The organism is Rhizobium sp. BK313 (genome assembly GCF_014193655.1).
Taxonomy (GTDB): Bacteria; Pseudomonadota; Alphaproteobacteria; order Rhizobiales; family Rhizobiaceae; genus Rhizobium.
The window spans coordinates 726111-751906 of record NZ_JACHZQ010000001.1 but is presented as its reverse complement, the minus strand read 5'-3'; the positions used below and the strand labels follow the sequence as shown (position 1 = coordinate 751906).

Annotated in this window: 22 protein-coding genes, 1 other RNA gene and 2 pseudogenes; 11 read left to right on the top strand and 14 right to left on the bottom strand. The window is 59.2% G+C overall.

Annotation, left to right across the window (positions count from 1 at the left end; translation table 11 throughout):
• Positions 1–109 precede the first annotated feature (109 nt).
• A complete protein-coding gene (locus tag FHT86_RS03535) occupies positions 110–1903 on the bottom strand; it encodes an acetolactate synthase 3 large subunit (protein WP_133705554.1) in 1794 nt (597 codons plus the stop codon).
• Between the two features lie 327 nt (positions 1904–2230).
• Here FHT86_RS03535 and FHT86_RS03530 point away from each other — a divergent pair, with 327 nt between their 5' ends.
• Complete coding sequence (locus FHT86_RS03530) at positions 2231–4279, top strand: ATP-binding protein (RefSeq protein WP_133705553.1); 2049 nt, start codon at positions 2231–2233, stop codon at positions 4277–4279.
• 6 nt (positions 4280–4285) lie between these two features.
• On the opposite strand, the gene miaA is transcribed toward FHT86_RS03530, so the two are convergent.
• Positions 4286–5167, bottom strand: coding sequence for a tRNA (adenosine(37)-N6)-dimethylallyltransferase MiaA (gene miaA / locus FHT86_RS03525; RefSeq protein WP_409527562.1), 882 nt, complete (start codon positions 5165–5167; stop codon positions 4286–4288).
• A 13-nt stretch (positions 5168–5180) separates the two neighbouring features.
• Between miaA and serB the strand changes: the two genes are divergently transcribed.
• The 3 genes from serB to FHT86_RS03510 are packed head-to-tail and all read left to right on the top strand — an operon-like array spanning position 5181 to position 7246.
• Positions 5181–6071, top strand: coding sequence for a phosphoserine phosphatase SerB (serB, locus tag FHT86_RS03520; RefSeq protein WP_133705551.1), 891 nt, complete (start codon positions 5181–5183; stop codon positions 6069–6071).
• A 36-nt stretch (positions 6072–6107) separates the two neighbouring features.
• Positions 6108–6671, top strand: a complete 564-nt coding sequence (locus FHT86_RS03515; protein ID WP_133705550.1) for a GNAT family N-acetyltransferase — start codon at positions 6108–6110, stop codon at positions 6669–6671.
• The gene (locus FHT86_RS03510; protein ID WP_133705549.1) at positions 6668–7246 is read left to right on the top strand and encodes a GNAT family N-acetyltransferase; all 579 of its coding nucleotides are present in this window, start codon (positions 6668–6670) and stop codon (positions 7244–7246) included. The genes FHT86_RS03515 and FHT86_RS03510 overlap by 4 nt, the downstream gene beginning before the upstream one ends.
• A 6-nt stretch (positions 7247–7252) precedes the next feature.
• On the opposite strand, the gene FHT86_RS03505 is transcribed toward FHT86_RS03510, so the two are convergent.
• The 5 genes from FHT86_RS03505 to FHT86_RS03485 form a co-directional block, all read right to left on the bottom strand.
• Entirely contained in the window at positions 7253–9325 is a 2073-nt protein-coding gene (locus FHT86_RS03505) for a Do family serine endopeptidase (protein ID WP_246779366.1), read from the bottom strand.
• A 197-nt stretch (positions 9326–9522) separates the two neighbouring features.
• Complete coding sequence (gene hflC, locus FHT86_RS03500) at positions 9523–10467, bottom strand: protease modulator HflC (RefSeq protein WP_133705548.1); 945 nt, start codon at positions 10465–10467, stop codon at positions 9523–9525.
• Positions 10467–11600: an FtsH protease activity modulator HflK gene (gene hflK / locus FHT86_RS03495; protein WP_133705547.1), complete on the bottom strand. Its 1134-nt coding sequence runs from the start codon at positions 11598–11600 to the stop codon at positions 10467–10469. Before hflK ends, hflC begins: the two co-directional genes overlap by 1 nt.
• A gap of 162 nt (positions 11601–11762) precedes the next feature.
• Positions 11763–12281, bottom strand: a complete 519-nt coding sequence (locus tag FHT86_RS03490) for a dihydrofolate reductase (protein ID WP_133705546.1) — start codon at positions 12279–12281, stop codon at positions 11763–11765.
• Positions 12282–12290: 9 nt separating this feature from the next.
• Positions 12291–13085, bottom strand: a complete 795-nt coding sequence (locus tag FHT86_RS03485; RefSeq protein ID WP_133707055.1) for a thymidylate synthase — start codon at positions 13083–13085, stop codon at positions 12291–12293.
• Positions 13086–13233: 148 nt separating this feature from the next.
• On the opposite strand from FHT86_RS03485, the gene ssrA reads away from it, so the two are divergent.
• The 4 genes from ssrA to FHT86_RS03465 all read left to right on the top strand — a co-directional run bounded on the left by ssrA (position 13234) and on the right by FHT86_RS03465 (position 14791).
• Positions 13234–13594, top strand: a transfer-messenger RNA (tmRNA) gene (gene ssrA / locus FHT86_RS03480).
• A gap of 119 nt (positions 13595–13713) precedes the next feature.
• A complete protein-coding gene (locus FHT86_RS03475; RefSeq protein WP_133707054.1) occupies positions 13714–14220 on the top strand; it encodes an SspB family protein in 507 nt (168 codons plus the stop codon).
• Positions 14221–14273: 53 nt separating this feature from the next.
• Positions 14274–14468, top strand: a complete 195-nt coding sequence (locus tag FHT86_RS03470) for a DUF4169 family protein (RefSeq protein ID WP_133705545.1) — start codon at positions 14274–14276, stop codon at positions 14466–14468.
• A gap of 110 nt (positions 14469–14578) precedes the next feature.
• Positions 14579–14791 carry a ribbon-helix-helix domain-containing protein gene (locus tag FHT86_RS03465; RefSeq protein WP_133705544.1) on the top strand — a complete coding sequence of 71 codons (213 nt, stop codon included), beginning with the start codon at positions 14579–14581 and terminating at the stop codon, positions 14789–14791.
• A 131-nt stretch (positions 14792–14922) separates the two neighbouring features.
• Here FHT86_RS03465 and FHT86_RS37720 read toward each other — a convergent pair.
• Positions 14923–15122 (bottom strand): annotated as a pseudogene (locus FHT86_RS37720) (IS5/IS1182 family transposase); the annotation flags it as partial.
• A 67-nt stretch (positions 15123–15189) separates the two neighbouring features.
• On the opposite strand from FHT86_RS37720, the gene FHT86_RS03460 reads away from it, so the two are divergent.
• Positions 15190–15606 (top strand): GFA family protein, encoded by a 417-nt coding sequence (locus FHT86_RS03460; protein WP_133705543.1) that lies wholly within the window; start codon positions 15190–15192, stop codon positions 15604–15606.
• Between the two features lie 148 nt (positions 15607–15754).
• Here FHT86_RS03460 and FHT86_RS03455 read toward each other — a convergent pair whose 3' ends face one another.
• The 3 genes from FHT86_RS03455 to FHT86_RS03445 all read right to left on the bottom strand — a co-directional run bounded on the left by FHT86_RS03455 (position 15755) and on the right by FHT86_RS03445 (position 22100).
• A complete protein-coding gene (locus FHT86_RS03455; protein WP_133705542.1) occupies positions 15755–19510 on the bottom strand; it encodes an AsmA family protein in 3756 nt (1251 codons plus the stop codon).
• Positions 19511–19755: 245 nt separating this feature from the next.
• On the bottom strand, positions 19756–21168 hold the full coding sequence (locus FHT86_RS03450) for an FAD-binding oxidoreductase (RefSeq protein WP_133705541.1): 1413 nt from the start codon (positions 21166–21168) through the stop codon (positions 19756–19758).
• A 143-nt stretch (positions 21169–21311) separates the two neighbouring features.
• Positions 21312–22100: a hypothetical protein gene (locus FHT86_RS03445; protein ID WP_133705540.1), complete on the bottom strand. Its 789-nt coding sequence runs from the start codon at positions 22098–22100 to the stop codon at positions 21312–21314.
• 200 nt (positions 22101–22300) lie between these two features.
• On the opposite strand from FHT86_RS03445, the pseudogene FHT86_RS03440 reads away from it, so the two are divergent.
• A pseudogene (locus FHT86_RS03440) lies at positions 22301–22465 on the top strand (amino acid ABC transporter ATP-binding protein); the annotation flags it as partial.
• Positions 22466–22508: 43 nt separating this feature from the next.
• On the opposite strand, the gene FHT86_RS03435 reads toward FHT86_RS03440, so the two are convergent.
• Positions 22509–23405: an AraC family transcriptional regulator gene (locus FHT86_RS03435; protein ID WP_409527561.1), complete on the bottom strand. Its 897-nt coding sequence runs from the start codon at positions 23403–23405 to the stop codon at positions 22509–22511.
• A 14-nt stretch (positions 23406–23419) separates the two neighbouring features.
• On the opposite strand from FHT86_RS03435, the gene FHT86_RS03430 reads away from it, so the two are divergent.
• On the top strand, positions 23420–23827 hold the full coding sequence (locus FHT86_RS03430) for a DUF2000 family protein (RefSeq protein WP_133705538.1): 408 nt from the start codon (positions 23420–23422) through the stop codon (positions 23825–23827).
• A gap of 70 nt (positions 23828–23897) precedes the next feature.
• On the opposite strand, the gene FHT86_RS03425 is transcribed toward FHT86_RS03430, so the two are convergent.
• Both FHT86_RS03425 and FHT86_RS03420 read right to left on the bottom strand, forming a co-directional pair.
• Positions 23898–24566: an OmpA family protein gene (locus FHT86_RS03425; protein WP_133705537.1), complete on the bottom strand. Its 669-nt coding sequence runs from the start codon at positions 24564–24566 to the stop codon at positions 23898–23900.
• Positions 24567–24768: 202 nt separating this feature from the next.
• A complete protein-coding gene (locus FHT86_RS03420; RefSeq protein WP_133705536.1) occupies positions 24769–25782 on the bottom strand; it encodes a flagellin in 1014 nt (337 codons plus the stop codon).
• Positions 25783–25796 lie beyond the last annotated feature (14 nt).

Sequence of the window (25796 nt, the reverse complement as noted above, 5' to 3'; positions counted from 1 at the left end):
TCCGTTTCCTCGGTTCTTATGTTCAAGATGCCAGCTCAATGCTGATCTGGATGTCGATTTGGTCCAGCGGCCCAGGACACGGCAAGTCTACCGTGTCCCGGCGATCCGATCAAACGAGCTGCCGACCCTTGGCATCGATGGCATTGGCGACGGCTTCGTCTGTGGCTTCGTCCGGCAGCAGCATCTCGTTATGCGCCTTGCCCGAGGGGATCATCGGAAAGCAATTGGCAAGATTGGCAACACGGCAGTCGAAAATGACCGGCTTCTTGACGTCGATCATTTCCTGGATGGCCGCGTCGAGGTCGCCAGGCTTCTCGCAGCGCAGGCCGACGGCACCATAGGCTTCCGCCAGCTTCACGAAATCCGGCATTGCCTCGGTATAGGAGTGCGACAGGCGGTTGCCGTGCAGCAACTGCTGCCATTGGCGCACCATGCCCATATATTGGTTGTTCAGGATGAAAATCTTGATCGGCGCATTGTGCTGGATCGCCGCCGACATTTCCTGGATGCACATCTGGATCGAGGCATCGCCGGCAATGTCGATGACCAGGCTTTCCGGATGGGCGATCTGTACGCCGAGAGCGGCCGGCAGGCCGTAGCCCATGGTGCCGAGACCGCCCGAGGTCATCCAACGGTTTGGTTGCTCGAAGCCGTAGAATTGCGCCGCCCACATCTGGTGCTGACCAACTTCGGTAGTGATGTAGGTGTCGCGATCCTTGGTCAGCTCGTAGAGACGCTGGACCGCATATTGTGGCATAATGACATCGTCGTGCGGCTTGTAGGCGAAGGAATTGCGTGCACGCCAATGCGCGATATTCTTCCACCAATCGCCAAGACGATTGGCCGCCGGCTTCTGCGGCAGTGCCCGCCATAGGCGAACCATATCTTCCAGAACGTTGCCGACATCGCCGAGGATGCCGATGTCGACGTGAACGTTCTTGTTGATCGAGGACGGGTCGATGTCGATGTGGATTTTTTTCGAATTCGGCGAAAAAGCGTTCAGGCGGCCGGTAATGCGGTCGTCGAAGCGCGCGCCGATACAGACCATGACATCGCAATCATGCATCGCCATGTTGGCTTCGTAGGAACCATGCATACCGAGCATGCCGAGCCAGTTCTTGCCGGATGCCGGATAGGCGCCGAGACCCATCAGCGTCGAAGTGATCGGAAAACCGGTCAGCTCGACCAGCTCGCGCAACAGTTTCGAGGCTTCCGGACCGGAGTTAACGACGCCGCCACCGGAATAGATGATCGGCCGCTGAGCACTTGCCATCAGTTCGACAGCCTGCGTGATCCTGTTGAGATCGCCCTGAACCTTCGGCTGATAGCTCCTCTGGACGTCATGCGATTCCGGCGGCGTATAGGTGCCGGTAGCGAATTGAACATCCTTTGGAATGTCAACGACGACAGGACCCGGGCGGCCGGACTGAGCGATGCGGAAGGCTTCGTGGATGACAGCAGCGAGCTGGTTGACGTCCTTGACCAGCCAATTGTGCTTGGTGCAGGGCCGCGTGATGCCGACGGTGTCACATTCCTGGAAAGCGTCCGAGCCAATCAGCGTCGTCGGAACCTGGCCGCTCAGGCAAACGAGCGGGATCGAATCCATCAGCGCGTCCTGCAGCGGCGTGACGGCATTGGTCGCGCCCGGACCGGAGGTGACCAGCATGACTCCAACCTTGCCGGTCGAGCGGGCATAACCTTCTGCCGCATGGCCGGCGCCCTGTTCGTGGCGCACGAGGATATGCTGGATATCGTCCTGCTGGAAGATTTCGTCATAGATCGGCAAAACCGCGCCGCCTGGATAACCGAAGACGTGTTCGACGCCATTGTCCTTGAGCGCCCGCAGCACGATCTCCGCGCCTGTCATCTGATTGCTGCTCGCTTGATTATCTTTGCCGGTCATACGTTTGTTCCGCTATCTACTGAGGGTTCGGAAAAGTGAAATCTCGATTTCGGGCATAAAAAAAGGCTCCTGGGGAGCCTGTCGTCTAGCGCATGGGTGGCTATCGCCGGATGGTTACACCATCCTGCCCATGCGCTGTCCCACCACGATAAGAGCCGTCGAGTTTTTCATGGGCGGAAGTGATAGACAGAAAATTTCTAAGCGTCAACGTATTCCGCAATAAAAAATCGCGGCTTTGCTCGATCCTCTTAAAATGCAGAGGGGCTCGAAAGGGTTTTGTTAAGCCGCCCTCCCTATGCTACGCCTCCTAACGCTGGGAGTAGCCGTTTGCTCAACAATGATTTGCAGACGTCCGGCAAAGCTGGGGACCTTGATCGTCGCGACAATCTGAAGCCGGGAAATCGCTTCCTCGGCCGTGTTGTTGCGTGCAGCGGCTCCAGGGCAACCATCGCTGCGGTCGCCGAGGATGGCGGCACGGATCTGACAGAACTTTGGTCCGTCGGAAAACTTATCTCGATCAGCGTCGGCGCCAATCGCGTTGCTGCCCTCGTCTACGCAATGAACACCGGCAACACCGGCTGGGGCGAAGGGCAGGACAATCTTTTCCGCATCGAAGTGGAATTGCTGGGCGAAGTCCACGTCGGAGCAAACGGCCGTGAGGAATTTTCGAGCGGCATCTCTGCCTACCCCTATCTCGGTGCCATCGCCCACCGCATCCGCGCTAGCGACCTCATGCGCATTTTCGATGCCGGCAAGGACAGCAGCTGCGTCATCGGCAAGCTGACGCAAGATGAAAGCATCGATGCCGCCATCCATATTCCTTCGATGCTATCGAAGCATTTCGCCGTGGTCGGCTCCACCGGCGTCGGAAAATCGACCGCCGTCTCGTTGCTGCTGCACAAGGCGATCATCTCAGATCCCAAACTGCGCGTACTGATCCTCGATCCGCACAATGAGTTCGCCGCCGCCTTTCCCAAACATTCCGTCGTCATCGATACCGATACGCTCGACCTGCCCTTCTGGCTGATGCGCCTCGATGAGTTTGCCGAGGTCATCTTCCGCGGCCGTCCGCCGATCGCGGACGAACTGGACATGCTGCGCGACATTATTCCGGAGGCGAAACGCGCCTTTCGCGGCAGCGACTCGCCGCTGATGCGCCGTCAGACGGAAAAAAGCTCGGTAACGGCGGATACGCCGGTTCCCTACCGCATGGCCGATCTGCTTGCCCTGATCGACGAGCGCATCGGCCGGCTCGAAGGGCGGCAGGAAAAGCCGCATCTGCGTTCACTGAAGATGCGCGTCATCTCGGCGATCAACGATCCGCGTTACCATTTCATGTTCTCCAACAACACGATCAGCGACACGATCATGGAGACGATCGCGCAAATCTTTCGTATTCCCGGCGATGACAAGCCGATCTGCACCTTCCAGCTCGCCGGCATCCCTTCCGAAGTCGTCAATTCCGTCGCTTCCGTCCTTTGCCGCATGGCCTTTGAACTGGCGCTCTGGAGCGAGGGCGCGATCCATATGCTTGTCGTCTGCGAGGAGGCTCACCGCTATATTCCCGCCGACCCTACCCTCGGCTTCCTCCCGACCCGGCAGGCGATCGCCCGTATCGCCAAGGAGGGCCGTAAATACGGTGTATCGCTCGGCATCATCACGCAGCGTCCAGGCGAACTCGACCAGACAATCCTGTCGCAATGCTCAACGCTGTTTGCCATGCGCCTCGCCAACGACCGCGACCAGGACATCATCCGTTCGGCAATCCCGAACTCTTCGATTTCGACGACCAGCTTCCTCTCGTCGATCGGCAATGGCGAGGCCATTGCCTTCGGCGAAGCCATAGCCGTACCCATGCGTATGCGCTTTTCCCGCGTCGAAGAGCACCTGCTGCCGAAGGCCAATGGCAGCGTCGCCAGAGTCAGCGAGGACTCACCCGATACCGTCGACCTGCGCACGATCGTCAGCCGCATGCGCTCAATCTCCGGCCCCGATATTTCCGCCTTCCAGCAGAGCTATGCAGCCTCCAGTGGCGCAGCCACCGATTTGGACGAGGATATTGATGATGACGATATCGAGCAGTCTGCCCCCACGCCCATGCCACAACCGATGAGAACTGCCGCTCAGCCAATCGAGCCCTATCGGCCCGACATGCTGCCCCGAGCGACGGCCCCGGCTTTCGGTGCGGCGGCTCTCCAGACATCGATCGATAGCCGACTTGCTGAGCTGCGTCGCGAGTTCCGAAGTGATGATGGTGCAAGCAATCAGTCCGCATCGGCGAAAGAAGTTTCGCCGTCCGTGCGGCGTGAACCGGGCCTGTCCTTGCGCGACAGCATCCTGAAGAAGCCGCTGAGCAGCCTCTACAACAAAGATTGACGCCGGCTAAGGGCTGATGCGTTCCCAGCTCTGATCCATCTGATTGCGAAACCAGGTCATCTGTCGTTTGGCGTATTGCCGCGTCGCGGCAGCGCCGGTTTCTAGAACCTCTTCACGCGTCATCTCGCCCCGCAGCATCGCCGCAATTTGCGATACTCCGATCGCCTTCATGACCGGCATCTCTTCCGGCAGTTCCAAGGCCAGCAGCGCCCGTACCTCATCTTCAGCGCCCATGGCGAGCATTTTTTCGAAACGACCGTTGATGCGCTGATGCAAAACGGCGCGATCGGGCAGCACGACGATCTTTCGCGCACGATCAGCATCGATAATGACAGGCCCGGTCTTGCCCTGAAAGGCGATGATGGACTGTCCCGTCGCTGCGCGCACTTCCAGGGCACGCACGATACGCTGGCCATCTTGGGGGCTGAGGCTTCCTGCCACGGCGGGATCGCGAATGACGAGCTCCCGATGCAGCGCCTCGGCTCCCTCCCTCAACAGCCGCCCCCTCAGACGGCTGCGGATCTCTGTCGGGATATCGGGCATGTCGGAAAGCCCACCAGTCAGGGCCTTGAAATAGAGCCCGGTACCCCCGACAAAAACCGGCATCCGTCCTTCTTCGCGCAATTGCGCCACCAGCACCGCAGCCTCGCGCAGCCATACGCCGGTGGAATAGGCTTGCCCCGCCGGCACATGGCCGTAGAGATGATGCGGAATGCCCTGCATATCCGCTTCGGATGGCCGAGCCGTCAGCACGCGCAGCGTGTCGTAGACCTGCATGCTGTCGGCATTGACCACTACGCCGCCGTGTGCGCGCGCCAATTCCACCGCAAGTGCGGACTTGCCGCTGGCGGTCGGCCCGGTTATCAGGATCGCGTCGATATCGCTCATAGGGTTTCTGATCATGGCCTTCGTTGCCACGCTTATTGCCAATCCGTCAAACCCCGTTCTCATTCCGGCAGTTGCCGAGCGGGCGGCGGACGCCGTCAAAGCGCTGGGACTCTACTGGCTGGCCGATGGCATCGCATGCGATATTGCGTTCCGTGACGGCGCCGACCTGCAGGCAGCAGAAGCCAGCATTCTCGCCGTCATTGGCGGCGCGGCGATCGATCTGGTCATCCAGGACGCGGAAACGCGCCGCAAGAAATTGCTGATCGCCGATATGGATTCCACCATGATCGGCCAGGAATGCATCGACGAACTGGCGGCCGAAGTCGGACTGAAAGAGAAGGTCGCCGACATCACTGCTCGCGCCATGAACGGTGAAATCGCTTTCGAGCCCGCTTTGCGCGAGCGCGTGGCGCTGTTGAAGGGCCTGCCGATCTCCGTTGTCGATGACGTCATCACCAAACGCATCACCCTGACCCCCGGGGGGCCGGAACTGATCGCCACCATGAAAGCCAAGGGCTACTACACCGCTCTCGTTTCCGGCGGCTTCACCGTCTTTACGAGCCGCATCGCAGCCACCTTGGATTTCGACGAGAACCGCGCCAACGTCCTGCTGGAAGACAACGGCATCCTGACCGGCCTTGTCGCCGAACCCATTCTCGGCAAGCAAGCCAAGGTCGATGCGCTCAACGACATCGCCGAAAAAATCGGCATATCGACCGATGAGGCGCTTGCCGTTGGCGATGGCGCCAACGATCTCGGCATGCTGCAACTCGCCGGCTCAGGCGTTGCCCTGCACGCCAAACCAACGGTTGCCGCTCAAGCCAAGATGCGCATCGACCACGGCGACCTGACCGCCCTGCTTTACATCCAGGGCTATCGGAAGACGGATTTCATCAAAGCGTAGTATCAACGCGAAAATGCAGACGATTGGATGCGATCTATGATCATTACCGAAACCGAACGTCTTGTCATCCGCAACTGGCGCGACGCGGATCGTGACCTCGTCTTCGAGATCAACTCCGATGATGCGGTCATGGAGTTCTTTCCTTTCCGCCGCAGTCGCGCGGAAGCGGATGCATTTTTCGATCGCGTCCACTCCATGATCGCCGAGACCGGGCTTGGCTTCTACGCGCTGGAGCTCAAAGCAAGCGGCGAGACGATCGGCTTTTGCGGGCTGGCGCAGACAAATTATCTGGAGCCATTCGTCCCGGTGGGCACCGTCGAGATCGGCTGGCGGCTGGCAACGCGGTATTGGGGCAAGGGGCTGGCCAGCGAGGCGGCGCGGGCACTGCTCGCTCATGGTTTCGAAACGCTCGATCTCGATCAGATCGTTTCCTTCGCGGTTCACAACAATATCCGATCGACGTCGGTGATGGAGCGGATCGGCATGCATCGGGTCGACGGTGGGGATTTTGATCATCCGGGTGTCCCCGATACCTACCCTCACCTGCGGCGCCACGTGCTCTATCGCTTGACCGCAGCCGAGTGGCGTGCCCGGCAATGACGGTCATCGAGACGCCGCGGCTAGTCCTGCGCCCGTGCCAGGAAAGCGATCGCGATCTCTTCTACGAACTCAGCTCCGATCCTGTCGTCCTCGAATTCTTTCCCTTTCGCCGCCGCCGCGAGGATGCCGATGCCGTCTTCACCATCATCAGCGGACTGATGCCGGAAGACGGTTTCGATCTTCTGGTACTGGCACTGAAACAGAGCGATGAGCCAATCGGCTTCTCCGGACTTTCAAAACCGAAGCTTGAGCCATTCCTGCCCCAAAATGCTGTTGAAATCGGCTGGCGACTTTCAGCCCGCTATTGGCGTCAGGGCTATGCCAGCGAGGCCGGTGCAGCCTTGTTACGCCATGGTTTCGAAACGCTGGAACTCGACGAAATCATATCCCTAACCGTGCACAACAATCATCGCGCCTTGGCCGTCATGCAAAGGATCGGCATGCACCTGGATCCGGCCGGAGATTTCGATCATCCGGATATCCCCGCCACCCATCCACAGCTGAAGCGCCATGTGCTCTATCGCCTGAGCGCCGTAGAATGGCGCCGGCGACAGATGCAAGCCGCCAAAGGTTGAAGCAGTCTATTCCAGCGCCACCGCGATGAAACGCAGATCGCCATTCGGAGAAGCGATCATCATCTGTGCGTTGCGGCGGCCTTCCCGCTTCAACGATGCAACCTTCTCTGATGCCGCGGTCGGCGTCTGCACGAACTCCTGCGCAACTTCCACGACGACTTCGCCGGGCTTCAGCCCCTTGTCCGCCGCAGCCGAACCCGGTGCAACTTCTGTAATCACCACACCATCGACGCTGTCGGCAATGCCGAAGCTCTTGCGGTTTTCGGCGTTCAGCGCCGCGAGTTTCATGCCGAGCACGTCCTGGGTAGCCTGCGGCTGTGGCGCTTGCTGTTGCTGATCGTCGTCCTGGTCCTGCCCGTCGGTTCCATCATCGTTGCCATCTCCCTCATCAGGATTGATGACCCCGTCGCTGCCGCCGTTGTCATTGTCGTTAGGCGCGAGCTGAGGTGACTTATCCTTGCCGCCGCCACCCTTATCGCCCTCATTGCCGTTGTCGCTGCTCGCAGCGGCCGCCTGATCGCTATCCTCGAGCCGACCGAGCGTGACCTTGACCGTCTGCTGCTTGCCGTCGCGCATGACAACGACGTCCACTTCCTTGCCGACAGGGCTCTCAGCCACGACACGCGGCAGGTCGCGCATTTCGTCAACGTTTTTGCCATCGAATTTCAAGATGACGTCGCCGGCCTTGATCGAACCGTTATCCACCGGCCCGCCCTTGATGACGCCGGCCACCAGCGCGCCTTTGGCGCTATCGAGGCCGAGGCTGTTGGCTACATCGTCGGTTACCGGCTGGATTCGTACGCCGAGCCAGCCACGGCGGGTTTCGCCGAAATCCATGAGCTGTTTGACAACGCCCTCAGCCAGTTCGGACGGCACGGCGAACCCGATGCCGATGGAACCGCCGCTCGGCGAAATGATAGCCGTGTTGATACCGATCACCTCACCCTTCATGTTGAAGAGCGGTCCGCCGGAGTTGCCCTTGTTGATCGCCGCGTCGGTCTGGATGAAATTGTCGTAGGGACCGGCATTGATGTTGCGGCCACGGGCAGAGACGATGCCGACAGTCACCGAGCCACCCAGGCCAAAGGGATTGCCGATCGCCATTACCCAATCGCCAATCCGCATCCTGGAGGAATCGCCGAATTTCACCGCTATCAATGGATGCTTTGGTTCCACTTTGAGTACGGAAAGGTCGGTTTTGGTGTCGGTGCCGATCAGCCTTGCCTTCAGCTTGGTGCCGTTCGGGAAGATCACCTCGATATCGTCGGCGCCTTCGATGACGTGGTTGTTGGTGACGATATAGCCGGATGAATCGATCACGAAGCCGGAACCGAGCGAGCTGACCTTGCGGTTGCTGTTGTCGTTGTTCCGGTTCTTGAAGAAGTCGTTGAAGAATTCCTGGAACGGCGAATTGTCCGGCACCTTGGGGGTTGCCGGGCCATCGCCCTCATCCTTGACCTTTTGGGACGTGGAAATGTTGACCACCGCGTCGAGCAGACCGGATGCCAGATCGGCGACCGAGGCCGGACCGGCACTCATCGCCGGATTGCCCGTGACCGGCGGTGTGTTAGGCGCCACGGTTGGATTTTCGGTCGTCGTTGCGGTCGAGCCGCCCATCGGAGCCTGGGCCGGATTGGTCGCCGTGGCCGGTGTCTGACTATTGGGGGTAACGGGCGCCTCAGTGCCCGACGCGGCATTGCCGTTGGGTGCGCTCGTAGAACCTGTGGCTGGAGCTTGACCCGTTTCGCCGGTCGTTGTCGGTGCTGTTGTCCCGGAGTTGGCTGGCGCCTGCGTTCCAGTCGTCGCGTCGCCGCTTGGTGCGGCAGTCGAACCGGTCCCTGGTACCGGCGTGGTAGCCGAACCGGTCCCGGGCGCTCCCGTCGCGGTATTCGAATTGGCCGGAGGCTGCGTGCCCGTCGCTGCGCCGCTATTCGGCGGCGTCGTCGCGTCGGCGGAAGGCGTCTGCGTCGTCTGCGCATACGCCCGCTCGATGCCGCCCAGGGTCGGACCGACAATCAGCGCCACACTGGCCAGAAGAGCGAACGAACGTCTGAAAGGCAGGCGATTGGTCGAGGCCATCAGGCATCCTCATCGAGAAAGGGAAGTCTTGTATAAGCATCAACATAAGGCGGAATGATGAAGCGTGAAATCACCTTTTTGCGAAATCCTCGCACGTCTGACCGGCCCTTGGAATTACGTTGAAAATGACGCGAAGCACCATAAAAACAAGAGGCCGCCGACAGGCAGCCCCTTGGATTTCAGCAGGTTGCCACGCGTCAATTTGCGGGCGTCGTTGTCGACGGCGCGGCCAGCGCCGGTGTACCTGATGTCGGAGCCGAGCCACCGGAACTATCGAAATATTTGAAGAATTCCGACTGGTTCGGCGGCAGGACCAGCGTCTTGCCGCCCGAGGTGAACGACGCGCGATAGGCCGCCATCGACCGATAAAATTCGTAGAAGCTCGGATCGCGCGATGAGGCATCCGCGAAGATGCCGTTGCGCTCGGCTTCGCCCTGACCGCGCAGGATTTCCGAATCTTTCTGCGCATCCGCGACGATCTCAACCACCTGACGATCGGCAATGGCGCGGCGACGTTGACCTTCTTCGTTGCCGCGTGCGCGGATGAGTTCGGCCTCGGCCAGACGCTCGGCCTTCATGCGGTCATAGGTCTGCTGCGACACTTCCTGGGTGAGATCGGTGCGACGAATGCGAACATCCTCGATATTGAGTCCGAGGGTCTCCGCATCGCGATGCAAGTCATCGCGCACTTCCGTCATCATTGAGGCACGTTCATTGGACAGCGCCGCTTCAAAGCCGCGCAGACCGTAAACCCGGCGCAATGAAGCGTCGAGTCGGGTTCTAAGACGAGACTCCGCCGAATCACGATCGCCCGATACTGTCTCGCGGAACTTGCGGGCATCGGTAATCTTGTAGACGACGAAAGCATCGACCTCATAGAATTTGCCGCCCGAAACCTGGACGCGGATATTGTCCAGATCGAAGCGCAACTCCTGATCCTGGATATATTGCACCCGATCGGCATCCATGAAGGCAAAAGGCAGCTTGAAGTAAAGACCAGGCTCCGTTTTCACGTCACGGATCTGACCGAAGCGCAGAACGATCGCCTGTTCGCGAGCATTGACTACGAAAACCGAGGAATAAACGATCAGCAACAGCACCGCGAGCGCGATGAGAATCGTTGGCAAACGGCTGGACGTCATTATTTGGCCTCCGGCTGAAGTGCGGTCGCAGGCTTGCCGGACTGGCCGCCCGTCTGAGTCGTTGACTGCTTGCCGAGATCATTCAGCGGCAGGTACGGCACGACGCCCTGCTTGTCGTCGATGATGATGCTGTTCGAATTGCCGATAACGGCCTCCATAGTTTCAAGGAACAGCCGCTTGCGGGTCACGTCAGGCGCCTTGACGTATTCGTCGTAGATGGAGATGAAGCGCTGTGCCTCACCCTGGGCTTCCTTGACGACCCGATCCTTATATGCAGCCGCGTCTTCGCGAATCTGCGCCGCGCGGCCACGGGCCTGACCCAGCTTCTGATTGGCGTATTGATTGGCTTCTTGCACCTGCTGGTCTTCGTTCTGCTCGGCGCGCTGCACCTCGTCGAAGGCATCGGCCACTTCGCGCGGCGGTGATACATCCTCGATCGGCACGGCATTGATGGAAATGCCCGAGCCGTAGCGATCCATCGTATCCTGAATGATGTTCCTCACCTCGACCGCGATTTCCTGGCGATTGTCGCGGTAGATATCCTGGGCCGGACGGCGGCCGACCACTTCGCGCATGGCGCTTTCGGCAACTTGCTGCAGCGTCTCGTCAGGAGTTTCAAGCTGGAAGAGATAGGCTTGCGGATTGGTGACGGTATAGAGCACGGAGAACTGCACATTGACGATGTTCTGGTCGCCCGTCAGCATCAGGCCGGAATTCGAACCGGAGCTCGAACGGCCGCCGATATTGCGCTGCTGTTCGGTAACCTTGACGATCTCGACGCGATCCATCGGCCAGAAATGGAAATGCAGGCCGGGCATAGACACTTCGGCGCGCGGCTGGCCGAAACGCAATTCGACGCCGCGTTCGTCCGGCTGAATCGTATAGACGCACTGGATAAGCCAGAAAATGCCGATGACCGCTGCGACAATGACAAAGGCGCCGCCATTGAAGCCGCCGGGAACGAGCCCCCTCAGCCGGTCCTGGCCACGGCGAATGATGTCTTCAAGGTCCGGTGGCCCACCGCTGCCGCTTCCTCGCGGCCGGTTCGGTCCCTGCCCCCAAGGCCCTTGATTATTTCCACCGCCACCGCCGCCCCAAGGGCCGCCGCCGCCATTCTGATTGCTCCAGGGCATTCAAACCTCTTTGTTTATTGACTCCCAGTATCGCGCCAAACTTTGAAATTCGCAGGCGGCGGCGATTGTCCTCCGTTATAGGTATCGGCGCATCTGCTTTCAACGCAACTTCAGGAAGTTCGTCGGATTTATTGGAAAATAGTTGATTTTTGCGTGCAGCTTTTATGCTTTTCGCCGGAAATAGGTGACGAAACGCGTCGGATAATTGTCCTTTTCGCCTGCAGGCACGGTAAGCTCGCTTTCGACCTGCCATAGGGCCGGATCGATCGCCGGAAAGGATGTGTCGCCATCCACCTCAGCTTCCACATGCGTGATCAACAGCCGATCGACAAGACCGATCGCCTGCCGATAGATTTCACCGCCTCCGAGGATGCAGATCTCGCCAACACCGGTGTCTGCCGCAAGGCGGCTCGCGGCGTCGATGGCTTCGCCGAGCGAATGCACCACCTTCACGCCTTCGGCGGAAAACCCGGAATCGCGACTAATCACCACGTTCGGCCGGCCAGGGAGCGGCTTGCCGATAGATTGAAACGTCTTGCGTCCCATGATGACGGGTTTGCCGAGCGTCATGGATTTGAACCGCTTGAGATCGGACGACAGCCGCCACGGCATATCCCCGTCACGGCCGATGATACCGTTGCGCGAGACGGCAACGAGAATGGTTTTTACGGGTTCTGCCATCTTTCACCCTCAGACGGCGATCGGCGCCTTGATATGCGCGTCGGCCTCGTAGCCTTCCAAAGAGAAATCCTCGAACTTGAAATCGAAGATGTTCTTCACTGCCGGGTTGAGCCGCATGGTCGGCAGTTTTTTCGGGGTACGGGTCAACTGCAATCTGACCTGCTCGAAATGGTCGGAATAGATGTGGGTGTCACCCAGTGTATGCACGAAATCGCCGGGCTTGAGCCCCGTCACCTGCGCCACCATCAACGTCAGCAGAGCGTAGGAGGCGATGTTGAAGGGCACACCGAGGAAGGTGTCCCCGGAACGTTGATAGAGCTGGCAGGAAAGCTTGCCGTCGGCAACATAGAACTGGAAGAGGCAATGGCACGGCGGCAGCGCCATATCATCGACCTCCGCTGGGTTCCAGGCGGAAACGATATGGCGGCGGGAATTCGGGTTCGTCTTCAGCCCCTCGATCAGATTGGCAATCTGGTCGATATGGCGGCCGTCAGGTGCCGGCCAGGAACGCCATTGATAGCCGTAAACCGGGCCGAGATCGCCGTTTTCGTCGGCCCAATCATCCCAGATCGAAACGCCGTTCTCCTTGAGATAACGGATATTCGTCTCACCCTGCAGAAACCATAGCAACTCATGGATGATCGAGCGCAGATGCAGCTTCTTGGTGGTGAGCACCGGAAAGCCTTCTGAAAGGTCAAAGCGCATCTGATAACCGAAGACCGAGCGTGTGCCTTTACCGGTACGGTCGCCGCGGTCAATGCCGTTATCCATCACATGCTTCAAGAGATCGAGATATTGCTTCATCGCACCCGCCGCCGATTCCATTCCTCCCCAATTTAATGGCAAGTCGGCACGAAACCAACCATGGGCAAGGATAATCCCTGCAATTCTCGCGCCCCGCCGATCGATTGTTGCGGCAAACCGGTGTTCGAGCGAAGCATTTATGACAAATCCCCTTCCCTTCGCCTGAGGAAAACACTATATCAGCCATGCCGGTCTTCGGGCCGGCTATGGCGATAAATGAGCGGTGTAATAAACCTATTGGACCCGGGGGCGGTACCCGGCGCCTCCACCAAAAACCGGCCGGGTCAGACCGGCTTTTGATGGGGGCGAAACAGGATCGACAAGGGTGTAAAGATCGACTTTTCGCTCGGCATTGTACCACCGTTATCGGGCTAAAATTGTAGTTGCAAACGACAACTATGCGGAAGCTCGTCTCGCTGCTTAATCGCAGTGTGGCACTTCAAATAAAGTCCTAAGGGGTCGCACTCTTAGGCGGGGTTCGAAGGCACCTGGCAACAGAAGCCTTCACCTTCTCCCTCTCTTCGATATTATGTATGATCAGGTGGTGACTCGCGCACGGGGGTTTCCCGCTTGCGCTCGGCGTGGCATAAGCCTTAGAAAAAACATGGCCAACGAAAGACAGGAAAGCATGGGGCAGGATCATATCCGCTACGACATTTTGGCACAGGACGCCCTGCGTGGGGTCATCCGCAAGGTGTTGACTGAGGTCGGCGCTACCGGCCGTCTGCCCGGTGACCATCATTTCTTCATCACATTTCTGACCGGTGCGGCCGGCGTGCGCATTTCGCAGCACCTGAAGTCGAAATATCCGGAGCAGATGACCATCGTCATCCAGCATCAATTCTGGGATCTGAAGGTCACCGAGAGCCTGTTCGAGATCGGTCTTTCCTTCTCCGACGTCCCGGAAAAGCTGGTCATCCCGTTCAACGCGATCCGGGGCTTCTACGATCCGTCCGTGAATTTCGAGCTGGAATTCGATGTGCCGCTCGCCGAAGACGAGGAAATGCCCTCCGGCGAGATCACCGCCTATCCGGTATCGGCGGAGAACAGCGAAGAGCCTGCGGCTGCCAAGGACGGCGAGGAGAAGAAACCGGGATCGGTCGTCTCCCTCGACGCATTCCGCAAGAAGCAATAGCATTCGGGAAGCGTAAGCTTCCCGTTTCACATCGGCAGTTGGGGGAGACATCGATGAGCGCCGAAATCGTTAATCTACGCCAGTTCCGCAAGAAGCAGAGCCGCTCTGAAAAAGAAAAGCAGGCGGAACAGAATCGGATTACGTTCGGCCGCACGAAAGCGGAAAGGCACCTGACCAAGGCGCTCAACGATAAGGCCTCGAAAGCGCACGAGGCCGGCCACATCGAACCATCCAATACCGACGATTAAATTGCTGAACCAAGATCGAAGCCCTTCCGAAATCAAACAATTACCCCAGCATTTTCAATCATTTTTAGAATCACTTCTCCCGTTCCGAACTTTTTTTGATCGATCCGCCGATGATCCGCAAACATTCCGCGACGCTCCATGGCCATCGCACAAGCTTTTCCCTTGAGGACGCCTTCTGGACCGAACTGAAGGCCATCGCCAATGCGCGCGGCACGTCGCTTGCGGCGTTGATCTCTGAAATCGACGACGGGCGCGATGCAGCGAGCAACCTTTCCTCGGCGCTTCGGCTCTATGTGCTGAAATGGCTGAAGGATCGCACCTAAAGTGTGGCGCGTTAGCGCAATTCCAGCAAAGGTGCGAAGCGGTTTTCCGCCGGAACTGCGAAAAACAAAAGATAGGGCACTTCTGCGGTTTACTGAAAGGCTGAACCCCCAGCCCCAGGGCCGGTGGATATTCACAGGATGGCCAGGAGTGAGCTGACGAGGTGGACCATTGCCGCGAAGCTCACGTCAGTTTTTTTCGTAACGAGCGGCGATACGTCGTTCGCCTTGAATTACAGAAAAAATTCTCGACCAGATGGCGCCATTTGCGAATCTCGAAGTCGCACGAGACGCGCTTGGATCGGTCGGCCTTGGGCGGAACGACGGCAGCGGCGCTCCCCGGTGATGTCTCAGTTTGAAATCTCAACGCGATCTCGCTTCAGAAAAGGGAGGGTTTTCCAATGGCTGATGCCCGATGCAGTTGCGGCGCTCTGACGCTAACGCTTTCACAGCCATCAAAATTGGTTGTCGCCTGTCATTGTCTTGACTGCCAACGAAGAACCGGCGCGCCATTTGGCGTGGGCGCCTTCTATCCGGCCGACGCCGTCGCCATTTCCGGAACTCCGAAAGAGTTCACCCGCGATGCAGCAAGCGGCGGGAAGGTCCACACCTATTTTTGTCCAAACTGCGGGTCAACGATCTATTGGAAGGCCGACAACCTACCGTCGTTTATCGGCGTTGCAGTGGGCGCGCTGGCAGACCCCAAATACCCTGCCCCCGTCAGATCGATTTTTGAGCAGTCGAAACACAATTGGGTTCAGTTTGATGGTGCCGTCGAACACTTCCAACAAAGCAGTGTGGCAAAGAACTCAAACTGAGACACCACCGAACCTGCTTTGTGCGATTGAATGTCCACAGACCTTGGAATGCGATCGATCTTTCACTCTTGTGCTCAAAAGGATCCACCCGCTCCCAGCAAAGTCCATCTGAAAACGGGGCGGCTCTGGCATAGTCGGGGAGCGCATCCTACCTAGCGATGCCGGGAAGGCCATTAAAGTTCAGCGGTGCACTCGTCTGCGGCGCTTGTCCGTTAAGAGCCGGCAATTGCTGCGCTTCGGCCTTCGCGCGGGCTTCCGCGTCGGCCTTCGCTTTGGCTTCCGCATCGGCCTTCGCCTTGGCTTCCGCATCGGCCTTTGCCTTGGCTGCGGCTTCCGCCTGCCTTTCTGCCGCGGCCTGGCGCGCCAGCTCCCTCAGGCGCTTCTCCTCGGCGCTTCGCTGCTGTTCGATTACCGCATCGCGCTGACGCTGAGCTTCGCGTGCAACGGCGGTATATTTATAGAGCGCCACCTCGCGCCGCAGCCGCTGCTTTTCCAATACGCTCGCCTGAAGCCGCTCGACGCGCTGGCGCTCGCGTTCGAAGGCGCGCAGCGACAGGAAGCTGGTGATGTCGGTTACATCCATCGTCCGGCCTGGCGTCGCCAACGGACCGGCGAAATCGAGGCGCAACGCCGGTTCGGCGCCGCTTAAAGCCTCGTTGCCGGCATTGAAATCGATGCCGAGCGAGCCGCGCATGCGCTCATCCGGCAGGCTGATCTCGGCATTGCCGGAAAGCTTCGCCAGGTCGTTGCCGGCACTGATATTGGTCGCCCGGATGACACCAGTCGAAATGTTGAAGGGTATGCTCATCGCAGGCAGGGCCGCTTCACCATTGTTGAGCAAAGTCTGCACAATCGGCAACACTTTGTCGGCAGTGATATCGCCCTGAATCTGGTCCGTGGCCGACAACAGTGGCGGCAACACAGAAAGATTGAGGCCGCGCACATGTGTGTCGCCAAGCTTGATCTCACCGGAACCGCTGGCGTTGGCGGCCAGCTCACCCAAGCTCTTGCCGCTGGCCTCCATGCTCAACCCCAAGCCGAAACGGCCATTGGCGAGCGGCGCACCATCGCGCTGCCAGGCCACGGCGGCAAGATCGCCGTTGGCGAGGTTGAGTTTGGTCTGCATCAATCCGGTACCGTCGGAATTCGCAAACATCAGGTTGCCGGCGAGCGTGCCGCCGTTCCAGGCACCGGCAATGTCGTTCAGCCGCAGCTCCTCGCCCTTATAGGCAGCATTTGCGCTGAAATCCGAGATCGGACCGAAGATGCCCGGCCACAATTGCTTGGCCGAAAGCTTGATGCTGAGATCGAGACCGCTGAACATCGGCAGCCCGAGCTTGGCTTTCGTCAGGTTGCCCGTTGTCGCATCCGTCATCGGCCCGTAGATCGCTTCGCCGAACCAGCCGAGATCGGCCTTGTCGAGCGCCAGTTCGCCGGTCGCTTTGATATTCTGGGCCTTGCGATCAAAGGTCAGTGCGCCCGAAACATTGTTGTCGGCAAGCTGGCCCTTCATATCCGACAGCACGACCTTGTCGGCATCGAGTGTAGCGTTCGCCTGGAATTTAACCGGCAAGCCCGTACCCATCTGTGGCACGCCAATACCATTCATGACGAAATAGGGATCGAGATCGGCACTTTCGAGCGAAAGCGCGATATTGCCGTTGAGGAAGCTGTTGGGACGCACGTCCACCTTGCCATTGGCGGTGAACGAGGTCTTGTCGGTGGCAAATGTCAGCGCCGCATCCGCCGGATCGGTGCCGTTTGCCGTCACCTTCAGCGTCAGGCGGCCGTTGGCATCGGCTTCGACTGGCAGCGGATCGAGCCCCGCCTGCCCGAACAGGATAGAGGTCACCGAATTCTCGAGCGTCGCCTCGAGCGTCGTCGTCCCCTTGCCCGTCAGCGCCAGCAGGTCGGACATGCGATAATCGAGATTGACGCGGCTGCCGTTGGAAACGCCGGCGAGCGTCACCGCCAGCCCATCACCCTGATCGCCGCCGAGCGTCAGCGCGCCGCGCAGCGCAGTATTTCCATACCAGGCAGCATTACGAACCAGCCGATCCATCGCCGGGTGATGTGGCAGATGCTGGCTCAGCATGTCGAAGAACGGGCCGGGATCGGCTGCCTTGAAGGTGATTTCGCCCGAACCCTTATAGTCCAGCAGCGAACCATCGGCACGACCCGTCGCGGTAATTTCGGCGCCGGCGACATTGCGCACTGCAAGCTTGTCAAGCGTCAGCGCGCCATCCGCAATCGAAAACGATGTCTCGACATTGTCGGCCTGCACGCCGAAAGCGGCGAATTTATCCGCTTTCAGATGTGCCGTAATCCGGTGATCAAGCAGGGTCTCGCCAGCATCCTGGCCGGTGAACAAGCCGGTGAGCGCCCTCAGCGCATCGAGATCGAGCGCGTCGCCACTGAGATCGACGGCAAGCTTCGGCGCCTGGTTATCGGCCGCCGCCTGCCGGTCGAGCTGGCCTTTGAGCGTGGCCGAACCGATGGCAATTTCAAGATTTTCGAAGCGCTGCTCCTCATGACGCAGGCTGACATCGGCGGAGAAGCCTGCCTGTCGCAACTGCCGGATCGCCGGATCGACCGAACCCACCAGCCATGATGCTAGGCCGGATGGCTGGCTGGAGGCGACAACGAGGTTGCCGATGAAATTCGGCTCGCCCTGCAGCATCAAATTGCCCTTGGCCTCGACCTGGGTGCGGCCCGGCAGAGTGCCGATCGCATGGTCGACCTTCCAGCCGGTTCCGGCAGGCTCCAGGTCGAGCTGTACATCACGGATGGTCGTATCGCCGGCAACAATCGCCGGCAGGCGGAAAGTCGCCTTGCCAGGCACCTGTGGCACCGGGATTTCGGCTGCGACCGCAATCAGGCTGTTCAGCCGCTGACGTGCTGAGACCGCGGGATTGCGGTTGGTCTTGCCGTTGGTGCCTTGAGTGTTGCCGAGGCGGTTGACATCGATCTGCTGGCCATCGGCGGTCAACAGAAACTCCGGCTTGGTGCCGGTGTCCAGCGTCGCCTCCCCTGTCACGACATAGGGGTCATCCGTAGCACCCACCTCGAGGCGATATTCGGGGATCCGTATGCGTTCGTTGGTCAGCTCGAAGCGACCTTTGGCGCGAGGCTGAACCTGCTCGTCGGCGGGTTTGTGTGTCTGCTTATCTTCAATCCCCGCCGTGAACAGGCCGATATAGTCCGGCTTGCTGTTGACCAGCTTCAACTCGCCGTCGAGATCGATATTGAGTGGATGGCGGTCCGGCAGCAGTCGCGTGCGAACACGCAATACGCCGTTGTCGTCAGGCTGGCTGCTGGAGATGCTGAAATTGCCGTGCTCGCCGTCGAGCGCTGCATCGCCATCGATTCGCCACGGACCTGCCAGCGATCGCGCGGACATTTCCGCGTTCAAGCCGGTGATGTGCCGCGTGCGGCCGGATTGCTCGTCGATGAACTGGATGTCGCCGCCGTCGACATGCACACCCTCCAGCACCACCGACTTGGCGGGAATTTCCGGCTGGCTGCCGCGCATCCAGTCGAGCGTGCCGTCCTTCAACAGCCGTAGACGTACTTTCGGCTCGGAAACACGCATATCGAAGATCAGGGCTTCGCCGGACAGGAATGGCGCCAGCTCGGCGTCCATGGAGAATTGGGCGATCTGTACCAGCGGCGTTCCGTCGGCTTCCTGCCCTACGCGAACATCATGCAATGTCACGGAAGGAAAGGGCAAAAGACGAGCGTCAACGGTGCCATGAACGGTCACCTTCTTGCCGATGATCCGACTCGCCTGATCCTCGAAATTCTTGCGAAAATCGGTCCAGTCTATGAAGAGCGGAGCAAGCAGCGCCACGAACAGCACTACTACGAGTACTCCCCCCAGGAAAACCAGGACCTTACCTAACAATGCACACCGTCTCCATTCTGCATTCCAATTACGATATCAAAGCGCCACTTATTCAAACGGACACATACGCCTTAGATCTTCAGCCTAAGCCTGATCCCTATCCGAACTGCGTCGCAATTCTTGGGACCATGCTGCAAATCTAGGGCATCTTAACCGCTTTCCATGACGCCATCTGAAAACGGGATGTGCTAGCCTAACGCCATTCACGCCGGGGGCAAGCCAAGATCATGGCAATATTCCATTTTTCAGTTGCCGTGGAATATCTTGCCAGGGTTGAAAATCGCATCCGGATCAAGCGCCTGTTTGACCTGGCGCATCAGATTGACGGCGCCGCCAAGCTCCTGTTCGAGAAACGACATCTTTCCCTGCCCGACACCGTGCTCGCCGGTGCAAGTACCCTCCATGGCCAGCGCCCGCGCATTCAGCCGTGCAACGAAGGCCTCGATGACGACAATACCTTCAGGCGTCTTGTCGTCGAACAGCACCAGGACATGGAAATTGCCGTCGCCGGCGTGACCGACGATCGGCGCCAGCAATCCGTGTTCCTCGATATCGGCCTGAGTCGCGGCAACGCATTCGGCAAGTTTCGAGATCGGTACGCACACGTCCGTCGACAACGCGGCCAATTCCGGCGCCAAAGCCCGCGCCGCCCAATAGGCGTCGTGGCGCGCCTTCCAGAGTTTGTTGCGCTCTTCGAGATTGCTGGTCCAGAGGAACTCCCCGCCGCCGCATTCGGCCGCGATCTCGCCGAATTGAGCCGATTGCAGCGCGACCGTCTCGTCCGTACCGTGAAACTCCACGAACAATGTCGGCTGCTCGTCATAGGTCAGGCCGGAATAGCGATTGCAGGCCCGCATCTGGACGGCGTCCAGGAGTTCGATGCGAGCGACCGGAATGCCCATCTGGATGGTCATGATGACCGCATCGCAAGCCGCCTTCACGCTCGGAAAGGCGCACGCGCCGCCGGCGATCTTCTGTGGAATGCCCTGCAGGCGTAGCGTTACCGACGTCAGGACGCCGAGCGTTCCCTCGGCACCGACAAAGAGCCGGGTCAGATCATAGCCGGCGGATGATTTCCTGGCACGACGGGCGGTACGGACCTCCTCCCCATTGGCGGTGACCGCGGTTACGGCGAGTACATTATCCTTCATCGTGCCGTAGCGCACCGCGTTGGTGCCTGAAGCACGCGTCGACGCCATACCACCGATCGAGGCATTGGCGCCGGGATCGATCGGGAAGAACAGGCCGGTATCGCGCAGATAGGTGTTGAGCTGTTCGCGGGTGACGCCAGGCTCGACCGTGCAGTCGAGATCCTCCGCATTCACTTCAAGCACCCGATTCATCCGGCTGAAATCGATGGAAATTCCGCCATGCGGCGCATTCACCTGCCCCTCGAGCGAAGAGCCGGTGCCGTAGGCGATGATCGGCACCTTGTATTCCGCGCAGGCTCTGACGACCGCTTTCACATCGTCGCTCGTCTCGGCGAAAACCACCCCATCTGGAAGCTGCGCCGGGATATAGGTGGTCGTATGGGCGTGCTGGGCGCGAAAGCTCTCGCCAGTCTGGAAACGCTCGCCGAAGGCCTGCTTCAGGACACCGAGGACGGCAGTAATGCCCGCCTCGTTGCGTATCCCCGCCTTTGCATCAGCCAGAGCCATGTTTCCGATCTCCCATCACAAGTATCGCAGGCGCGTTAACCCTTTTTGCGGTTCTATGGGACATCAAAGCTTTGCTGTCCAGTCACGAAATAGCCCGTAGTTTCCGCGCGGCGTCTGTATCGGTGACTCCAGATCGAGCGGTCTCAATTGCTCCCCGCAAGCGGCCGCATTTGCAGATCGAAACTCGACTTCACCACATTGTTGGAAATGATCGCGAGTGTGCTTTTTCCCTCCGGGCAGAGGTCGCTGGAAAGGCGATATTCGTAACCGTTGTTGAGAAAGGAAAACTGTCCGGCCATCACGCCGGCCTTGCACAAATCGGCGTGCCCGGCCGTCGCAGCAGCCAAAGGCGTATAGTGCCCGCCAATCTGGATTGCGTTCGACGTTTTCTTGTCGACGCCGATATAGTTCAGATCGCAGGAGGTCGTAATACCGGCGACACTGCTCGCTCCGTCCGCATCGCAGGTGCTGTAGACATAGACGTAATTCTTGTCCGATTCGAATGCGACGCCATTGGTGAATTTCACCTCGGTCGCCTTGCCGTTCAACTGCGATGGAGTCCCGACCTGGGATATGCTGAGATTGCCGCCATTGTATTTGAACGCATAGCCGGAGACGTGGCTTGGCGTGCCATCCGCCTCGTGATCGTTAACCTCATTGCCGCTATAGATATCTGCTTTGTCGTGCTTGTCATTGAGCACCACCAGCTTCACATCCTTGCAATCATAGTCGCCACCGCAGCGATCGACGATGAAGGCTTCATGCCCTTCGACCTGCAGGGAAAAGGCGGGACTGCTTCCAAGAAGAGCAGCGAAGGAAGCGGCGACAGCAACCACTCGGCCCGGCACTAAACCAGCGCGAAAAATCTGCTTGGGAGCCGGTGCGATACCGGCTTCGCGACCCATGCCCGCCATCATATCCGTTAAAGCCATTGCACCGATCTCCCTCGCCTTCATGGGTTGTATGGGGCAACTGAGCCAGCCTGTCCAGTCAAGGATATCCAGGGAAATAAACACGACCGGACGCTATCGTCGTTAGGCGATGCGCAGACTACGCGGCATGCAAAATCTGCAATTATTTTGGGCGGAATTCGATGCAGTCAGCACAAAGCTCTCTCAAAAGGTGCACGCACGTCCGCGAACTTGCCGGTGATGGCATGACGTTGTTGATGGTGACGCACGAAATGAAGTTCGCTCGTGACGTCTGCTCGCGCGTCGTCTTCATGCACCGGGGTCGCGTCCATGAAATTGGTCCGCCGGGCGACGTATTTGCCAATCCGCAAATGCCGGAACTCTAACATTTTCTCGGCGTGCATTGAGACCTGCCGAAAGGGCTGCCGGTTAATCTCGCACCCGCGTGTTCCCGAGCATTCCAACCCAAGCGCCCGGCGCCATGCCGAATGCCTTCTTGAAATGCCGTGTCAGATGGCTTTGATCGGCAAAACCTGTGGCGGCAGCGACCTCGGCGATCGGCTCGCCATCGGCTATCATCGCCTTGGCCCGTTGCAGCCGTCGCATTAGCAGGAAGCGATGTGGGCTGGTAGCGAAAGCGGCGCGGAAATGACGTGAGAGCGCAAAACGGTCGAGGCCGGTGATGCGCTCCAGTTCCGCCGAACGGACATCCCGCATGGCATGTACTTCCAGATAGTCGCGCGCCGTTTTCACCTGTCCCCAGGCAACGCTTCCCAGCGGCTTTTGCGGCAGGCGCGCATGTGACGCGAGCCCCGTTGCCAGCCGCGAGACGAAATCATCGACGAAGAGTTCGTCCAACTCGCGGTCGAGCTCGCCCAGCGCTGACAGCAGCAGGCCGGCGAGACGCTTGTCCTCGACCACGGGCTCATCGACAAAGGGCAAGCCGATGCGCGCGGCTTCCAGGCATTGCATCAGCATCGACGGTTCGAGATAGAGCATGCGGTAGAGCAGCCCGTCGTCGGTCGCGGCGCCGCCGTCATGCAGCTCGTCCGGATGAAGGACGATCACCCGGCCCGGCAGGCTGTAGCGCCGCTCGCCGCGATAGCTGAAGGTTTGCACACCACGGATGGTGACGCCGAGGCCGTAGGTGTCGTGCCGGTGCGGTTCGAACGCATCACCATGGAATTGCGCCTGGATGCGCTCGATACCGGGGTAAGCGGGTGCGGATACGATGCGGTTCGCTTCCGGCATCGTGCACGAACGTTCAAGACCTTCGAAGATCCGGCCGGCAACATCCTCGGACAACGGCTCATTCCCAGACTGCATAAGAGAGACAATCAATGTTCAATACCAAAATCGCGATCGTTCTGCGAAGCAATCTTCAATCCTGGCAAAAACTGAATGTGACTGCCTTCCTGTCCACCGGCATTGTCGGTCAGTTTCCTGATATCATCGGCGAACCCTATCGTGATCGCGCCGGCAACACGTACAACGCGCTGTCGATCCAACCGATGATCGTTCTATCCGCCGACGAAGCGACGATCGCCACGATCCATCGCCGCTCCCTGGAACGCGGCGTCACCTCGTCAATCTTTATCGAGGAAATGTTCTCGACCGGCCATGACGTTGCCAATCGCGCCGTCTTCTCCGAATTTACTCCCGAAGACGCCAAGGTGGTCGGCATCGCGTTGCGCGCCGACAAGAAGATCGTCGACAAGATCACCAAGGGCGCAACGATGCATTCGTGAATGAACTGCAGTCAAACAAAACGGCCGGGTCATCAAGCCCGGCCGTCTTTGTTTGAATATCGATGTCACGTCAGCCGTTCTGGGTGATCGGCGCGATCTGGATTTCGACACGGCGATTCTGGGCGCGGCCTGCTTCCGTCGCGTTGGTGGCGACCGGCTGCGTCGGTCCGAAGCCAACGGCGGAGACGCGACGCTGGTCGATGCCCTGGCTCGAAAGATAAGCGGCAACCGAATCGGCGCGGCGCTCGGACAGATCCTGATTATGCTGCAGGCTGCCGGTCGAGTCCGTATGGCCGTTGACGTCGATCAGCGTGCGATTGAACTTACGCAATACGATCGCAACCGAATTCAGAGTCGGATAGAACTCCGGCTTGACCGCATCCCTGTCGATATCGAAGGTGATCGCCGAAGGCATGTTGAGAATGATGCGATCGCCGACGCGTGTCACGGAAACGCCGGTGCCTTGGAGCTGGGCACGCAGCTCGGACTCCTGCTGGTCCATGTAGTTGCCGATACCGGCACCTGCGAGCGCACCGACGCCGGCGCCGATCAGCGCAGCATTGCGACGCGAGGCCGGCGAATGGCCGATGAGAAGGCCGGCAACCGCACCGACGCCGGCGCCGATCGCGGCACCTCCCGCCGTGTTGGACACCTTCTGCTCACCCGTATAAGGGTCGGTCGTCGTGCATGCATTGAGAAAGGCTGCCGAGATGGCAAGGATGGCAAATTTCTTGATCATGGAATCGTCGCTCTCCGGTTCGATGGTCCGCAGCAGATATGAAGCATTGCGGCAATATGATGAAGCGCAATTTTCGCGCACCTGCTGGCGAGCTGCCCAGCCATTGCTCCGGAGTGCTTTCCCCGAGACCGACGGCGTCGAGGAAATGGGATGCGCTCTGCCGACCTCTGCCTATTTCCCTTGAAATCCAGGCTCTGCGCGATCAGAGGTTCTGGAAAAGCTGTCTGACGGTGTCGTAGCTTGCATTGGCAATCGACAGCGATTGCAACCCCAATTGCTGCTGGGTCTGCAGCGCCAATACCCTGCTTGATTGCTTCTCCATGTCGGCATCGACCAGCTTGCCGACGCCGCTGGTGAGCGAATCGCTGAGATTGCTGGCGAATTGGTTTTGCAGGGTGACACGCGTCTCCAACGAGCCGAAGGCCGATCCTATCGTGTTCATTTGATGCAGCATCGCGGTGACGGTATTGACCATATCCACCAAATCGCCCTGTGTCGTATTGGCGTCGAGCGAAATCTCTACCTGCCCGCTCGTGTCGCCGTTCTTGCTGCCGATCAGCACATAGTTCTTGGCTGCCCCCGCTTCCGTTGCAAAGGCAGTGGAGGTGAGCACACCATAACCGCCGGTGCCGCTTGATTGATCGTCGATCAGGTATCTTGCATCCGTCGATACGATAGGACCGCTGGTCGAGCTGACGCCTTCGTAGTTCAGCATGCCGACCGAAACCGTGCCATCGGTATGACGGATGAAGGAGCCGGGAATCTGATGTGGCTCGGTCGGATCGTCACCATCCTGGAGCATCACCCAATTAACGCCATTGAAGCTCGCCGACTCGCCGACGCTGCGGAGCTGGTCCTTGAGCTCGGTGATCTCGTCGTTGAGTTTGGTCTTGTCGACGCTGCCTTCATAGGCGGTCACCAATTTCGACCTGATCTCAGTCACGATATCGATTGCGCTGTTGATGCCCGTGGAGGCGGTACTGACCGTGGCGGATGCAAGCCCGAGCGCATCCTGCACTGCCGAGACAGCGCCGATATCGGTGCGTGTCAATGTCGAGATTGTCCAATAGGTAGCGTCATCCTTGGCGCTCTGCACACGCAGACCGGATGACATCTGACGCTGTGCGACACTCAGATTTGACTGGGTGTTTCTAAGGACTTCAAGGGCGGTGGTGACAGGGGAACTAACCCTGATGAAGGTCGAAAAAATACTCACGGCACATGGACTCC

What these genes read in the sequence shown, in the direction of transcription:
- FHT86_RS03435 (WP_409527561.1), bottom strand. Translation starts at nt 23,405, where the DNA reads ATGCAGTCTGGGAATGAGCCGTTGTCCGAGGATGTTGCCGGCCGGATC.
- miaA (WP_409527562.1), bottom strand. Translation starts at nt 5,167, where the DNA reads ATGAGCGATATCGACGCGATCCTGATAACCGGGCCGACCGCCAGCGGC.
- FHT86_RS03425 (WP_133705537.1), bottom strand. Translation starts at nt 24,566, where the DNA reads ATGATCAAGAAATTTGCCATCCTTGCCATCTCGGCAGCCTTTCTCAAT.
- FHT86_RS03505 (WP_246779366.1), bottom strand. Translation starts at nt 9,325, where the DNA reads ATGGCCTCGACCAATCGCCTGCCTTTCAGACGTTCGTTCGCTCTTCTG.
- FHT86_RS03465 (WP_133705544.1), top strand. Translation starts at nt 14,579, where the DNA reads ATGATCCGCAAACATTCCGCGACGCTCCATGGCCATCGCACAAGCTTT.
- FHT86_RS03460 (WP_133705543.1), top strand. Translation starts at nt 15,190, where the DNA reads ATGGCTGATGCCCGATGCAGTTGCGGCGCTCTGACGCTAACGCTTTCA.
- FHT86_RS03475 (WP_133707054.1), top strand. Translation starts at nt 13,714, where the DNA reads ATGGGGCAGGATCATATCCGCTACGACATTTTGGCACAGGACGCCCTG.
- FHT86_RS03470 (WP_133705545.1), top strand. Translation starts at nt 14,274, where the DNA reads ATGAGCGCCGAAATCGTTAATCTACGCCAGTTCCGCAAGAAGCAGAGC.
- hflC (WP_133705548.1), bottom strand. Translation starts at nt 10,467, where the DNA reads ATGACGTCCAGCCGTTTGCCAACGATTCTCATCGCGCTCGCGGTGCTG.
- FHT86_RS03450 (WP_133705541.1), bottom strand. Translation starts at nt 21,168, where the DNA reads ATGGCTCTGGCTGATGCAAAGGCGGGGATACGCAACGAGGCGGGCATT.
- FHT86_RS03430 (WP_133705538.1), top strand. Translation starts at nt 23,420, where the DNA reads ATGTTCAATACCAAAATCGCGATCGTTCTGCGAAGCAATCTTCAATCC.
- serB (WP_133705551.1), top strand. Translation starts at nt 5,181, where the DNA reads ATGGCCTTCGTTGCCACGCTTATTGCCAATCCGTCAAACCCCGTTCTC.
- FHT86_RS03490 (WP_133705546.1), bottom strand. Translation starts at nt 12,281, where the DNA reads ATGGCAGAACCCGTAAAAACCATTCTCGTTGCCGTCTCGCGCAACGGT.
- FHT86_RS03485 (WP_133707055.1), bottom strand. Translation starts at nt 13,085, where the DNA reads ATGAAGCAATATCTCGATCTCTTGAAGCATGTGATGGATAACGGCATT.
- FHT86_RS03535 (WP_133705554.1), bottom strand. Translation starts at nt 1,903, where the DNA reads ATGACCGGCAAAGATAATCAAGCGAGCAGCAATCAGATGACAGGCGCG.
- hflK (WP_133705547.1), bottom strand. Translation starts at nt 11,600, where the DNA reads ATGCCCTGGAGCAATCAGAATGGCGGCGGCGGCCCTTGGGGCGGCGGT.
- FHT86_RS03515 (WP_133705550.1), top strand. Translation starts at nt 6,108, where the DNA reads ATGATCATTACCGAAACCGAACGTCTTGTCATCCGCAACTGGCGCGAC.
- FHT86_RS03445 (WP_133705540.1), bottom strand. Translation starts at nt 22,100, where the DNA reads ATGGCTTTAACGGATATGATGGCGGGCATGGGTCGCGAAGCCGGTATC.
- FHT86_RS03510 (WP_133705549.1), top strand. Translation starts at nt 6,668, where the DNA reads ATGACGGTCATCGAGACGCCGCGGCTAGTCCTGCGCCCGTGCCAGGAA.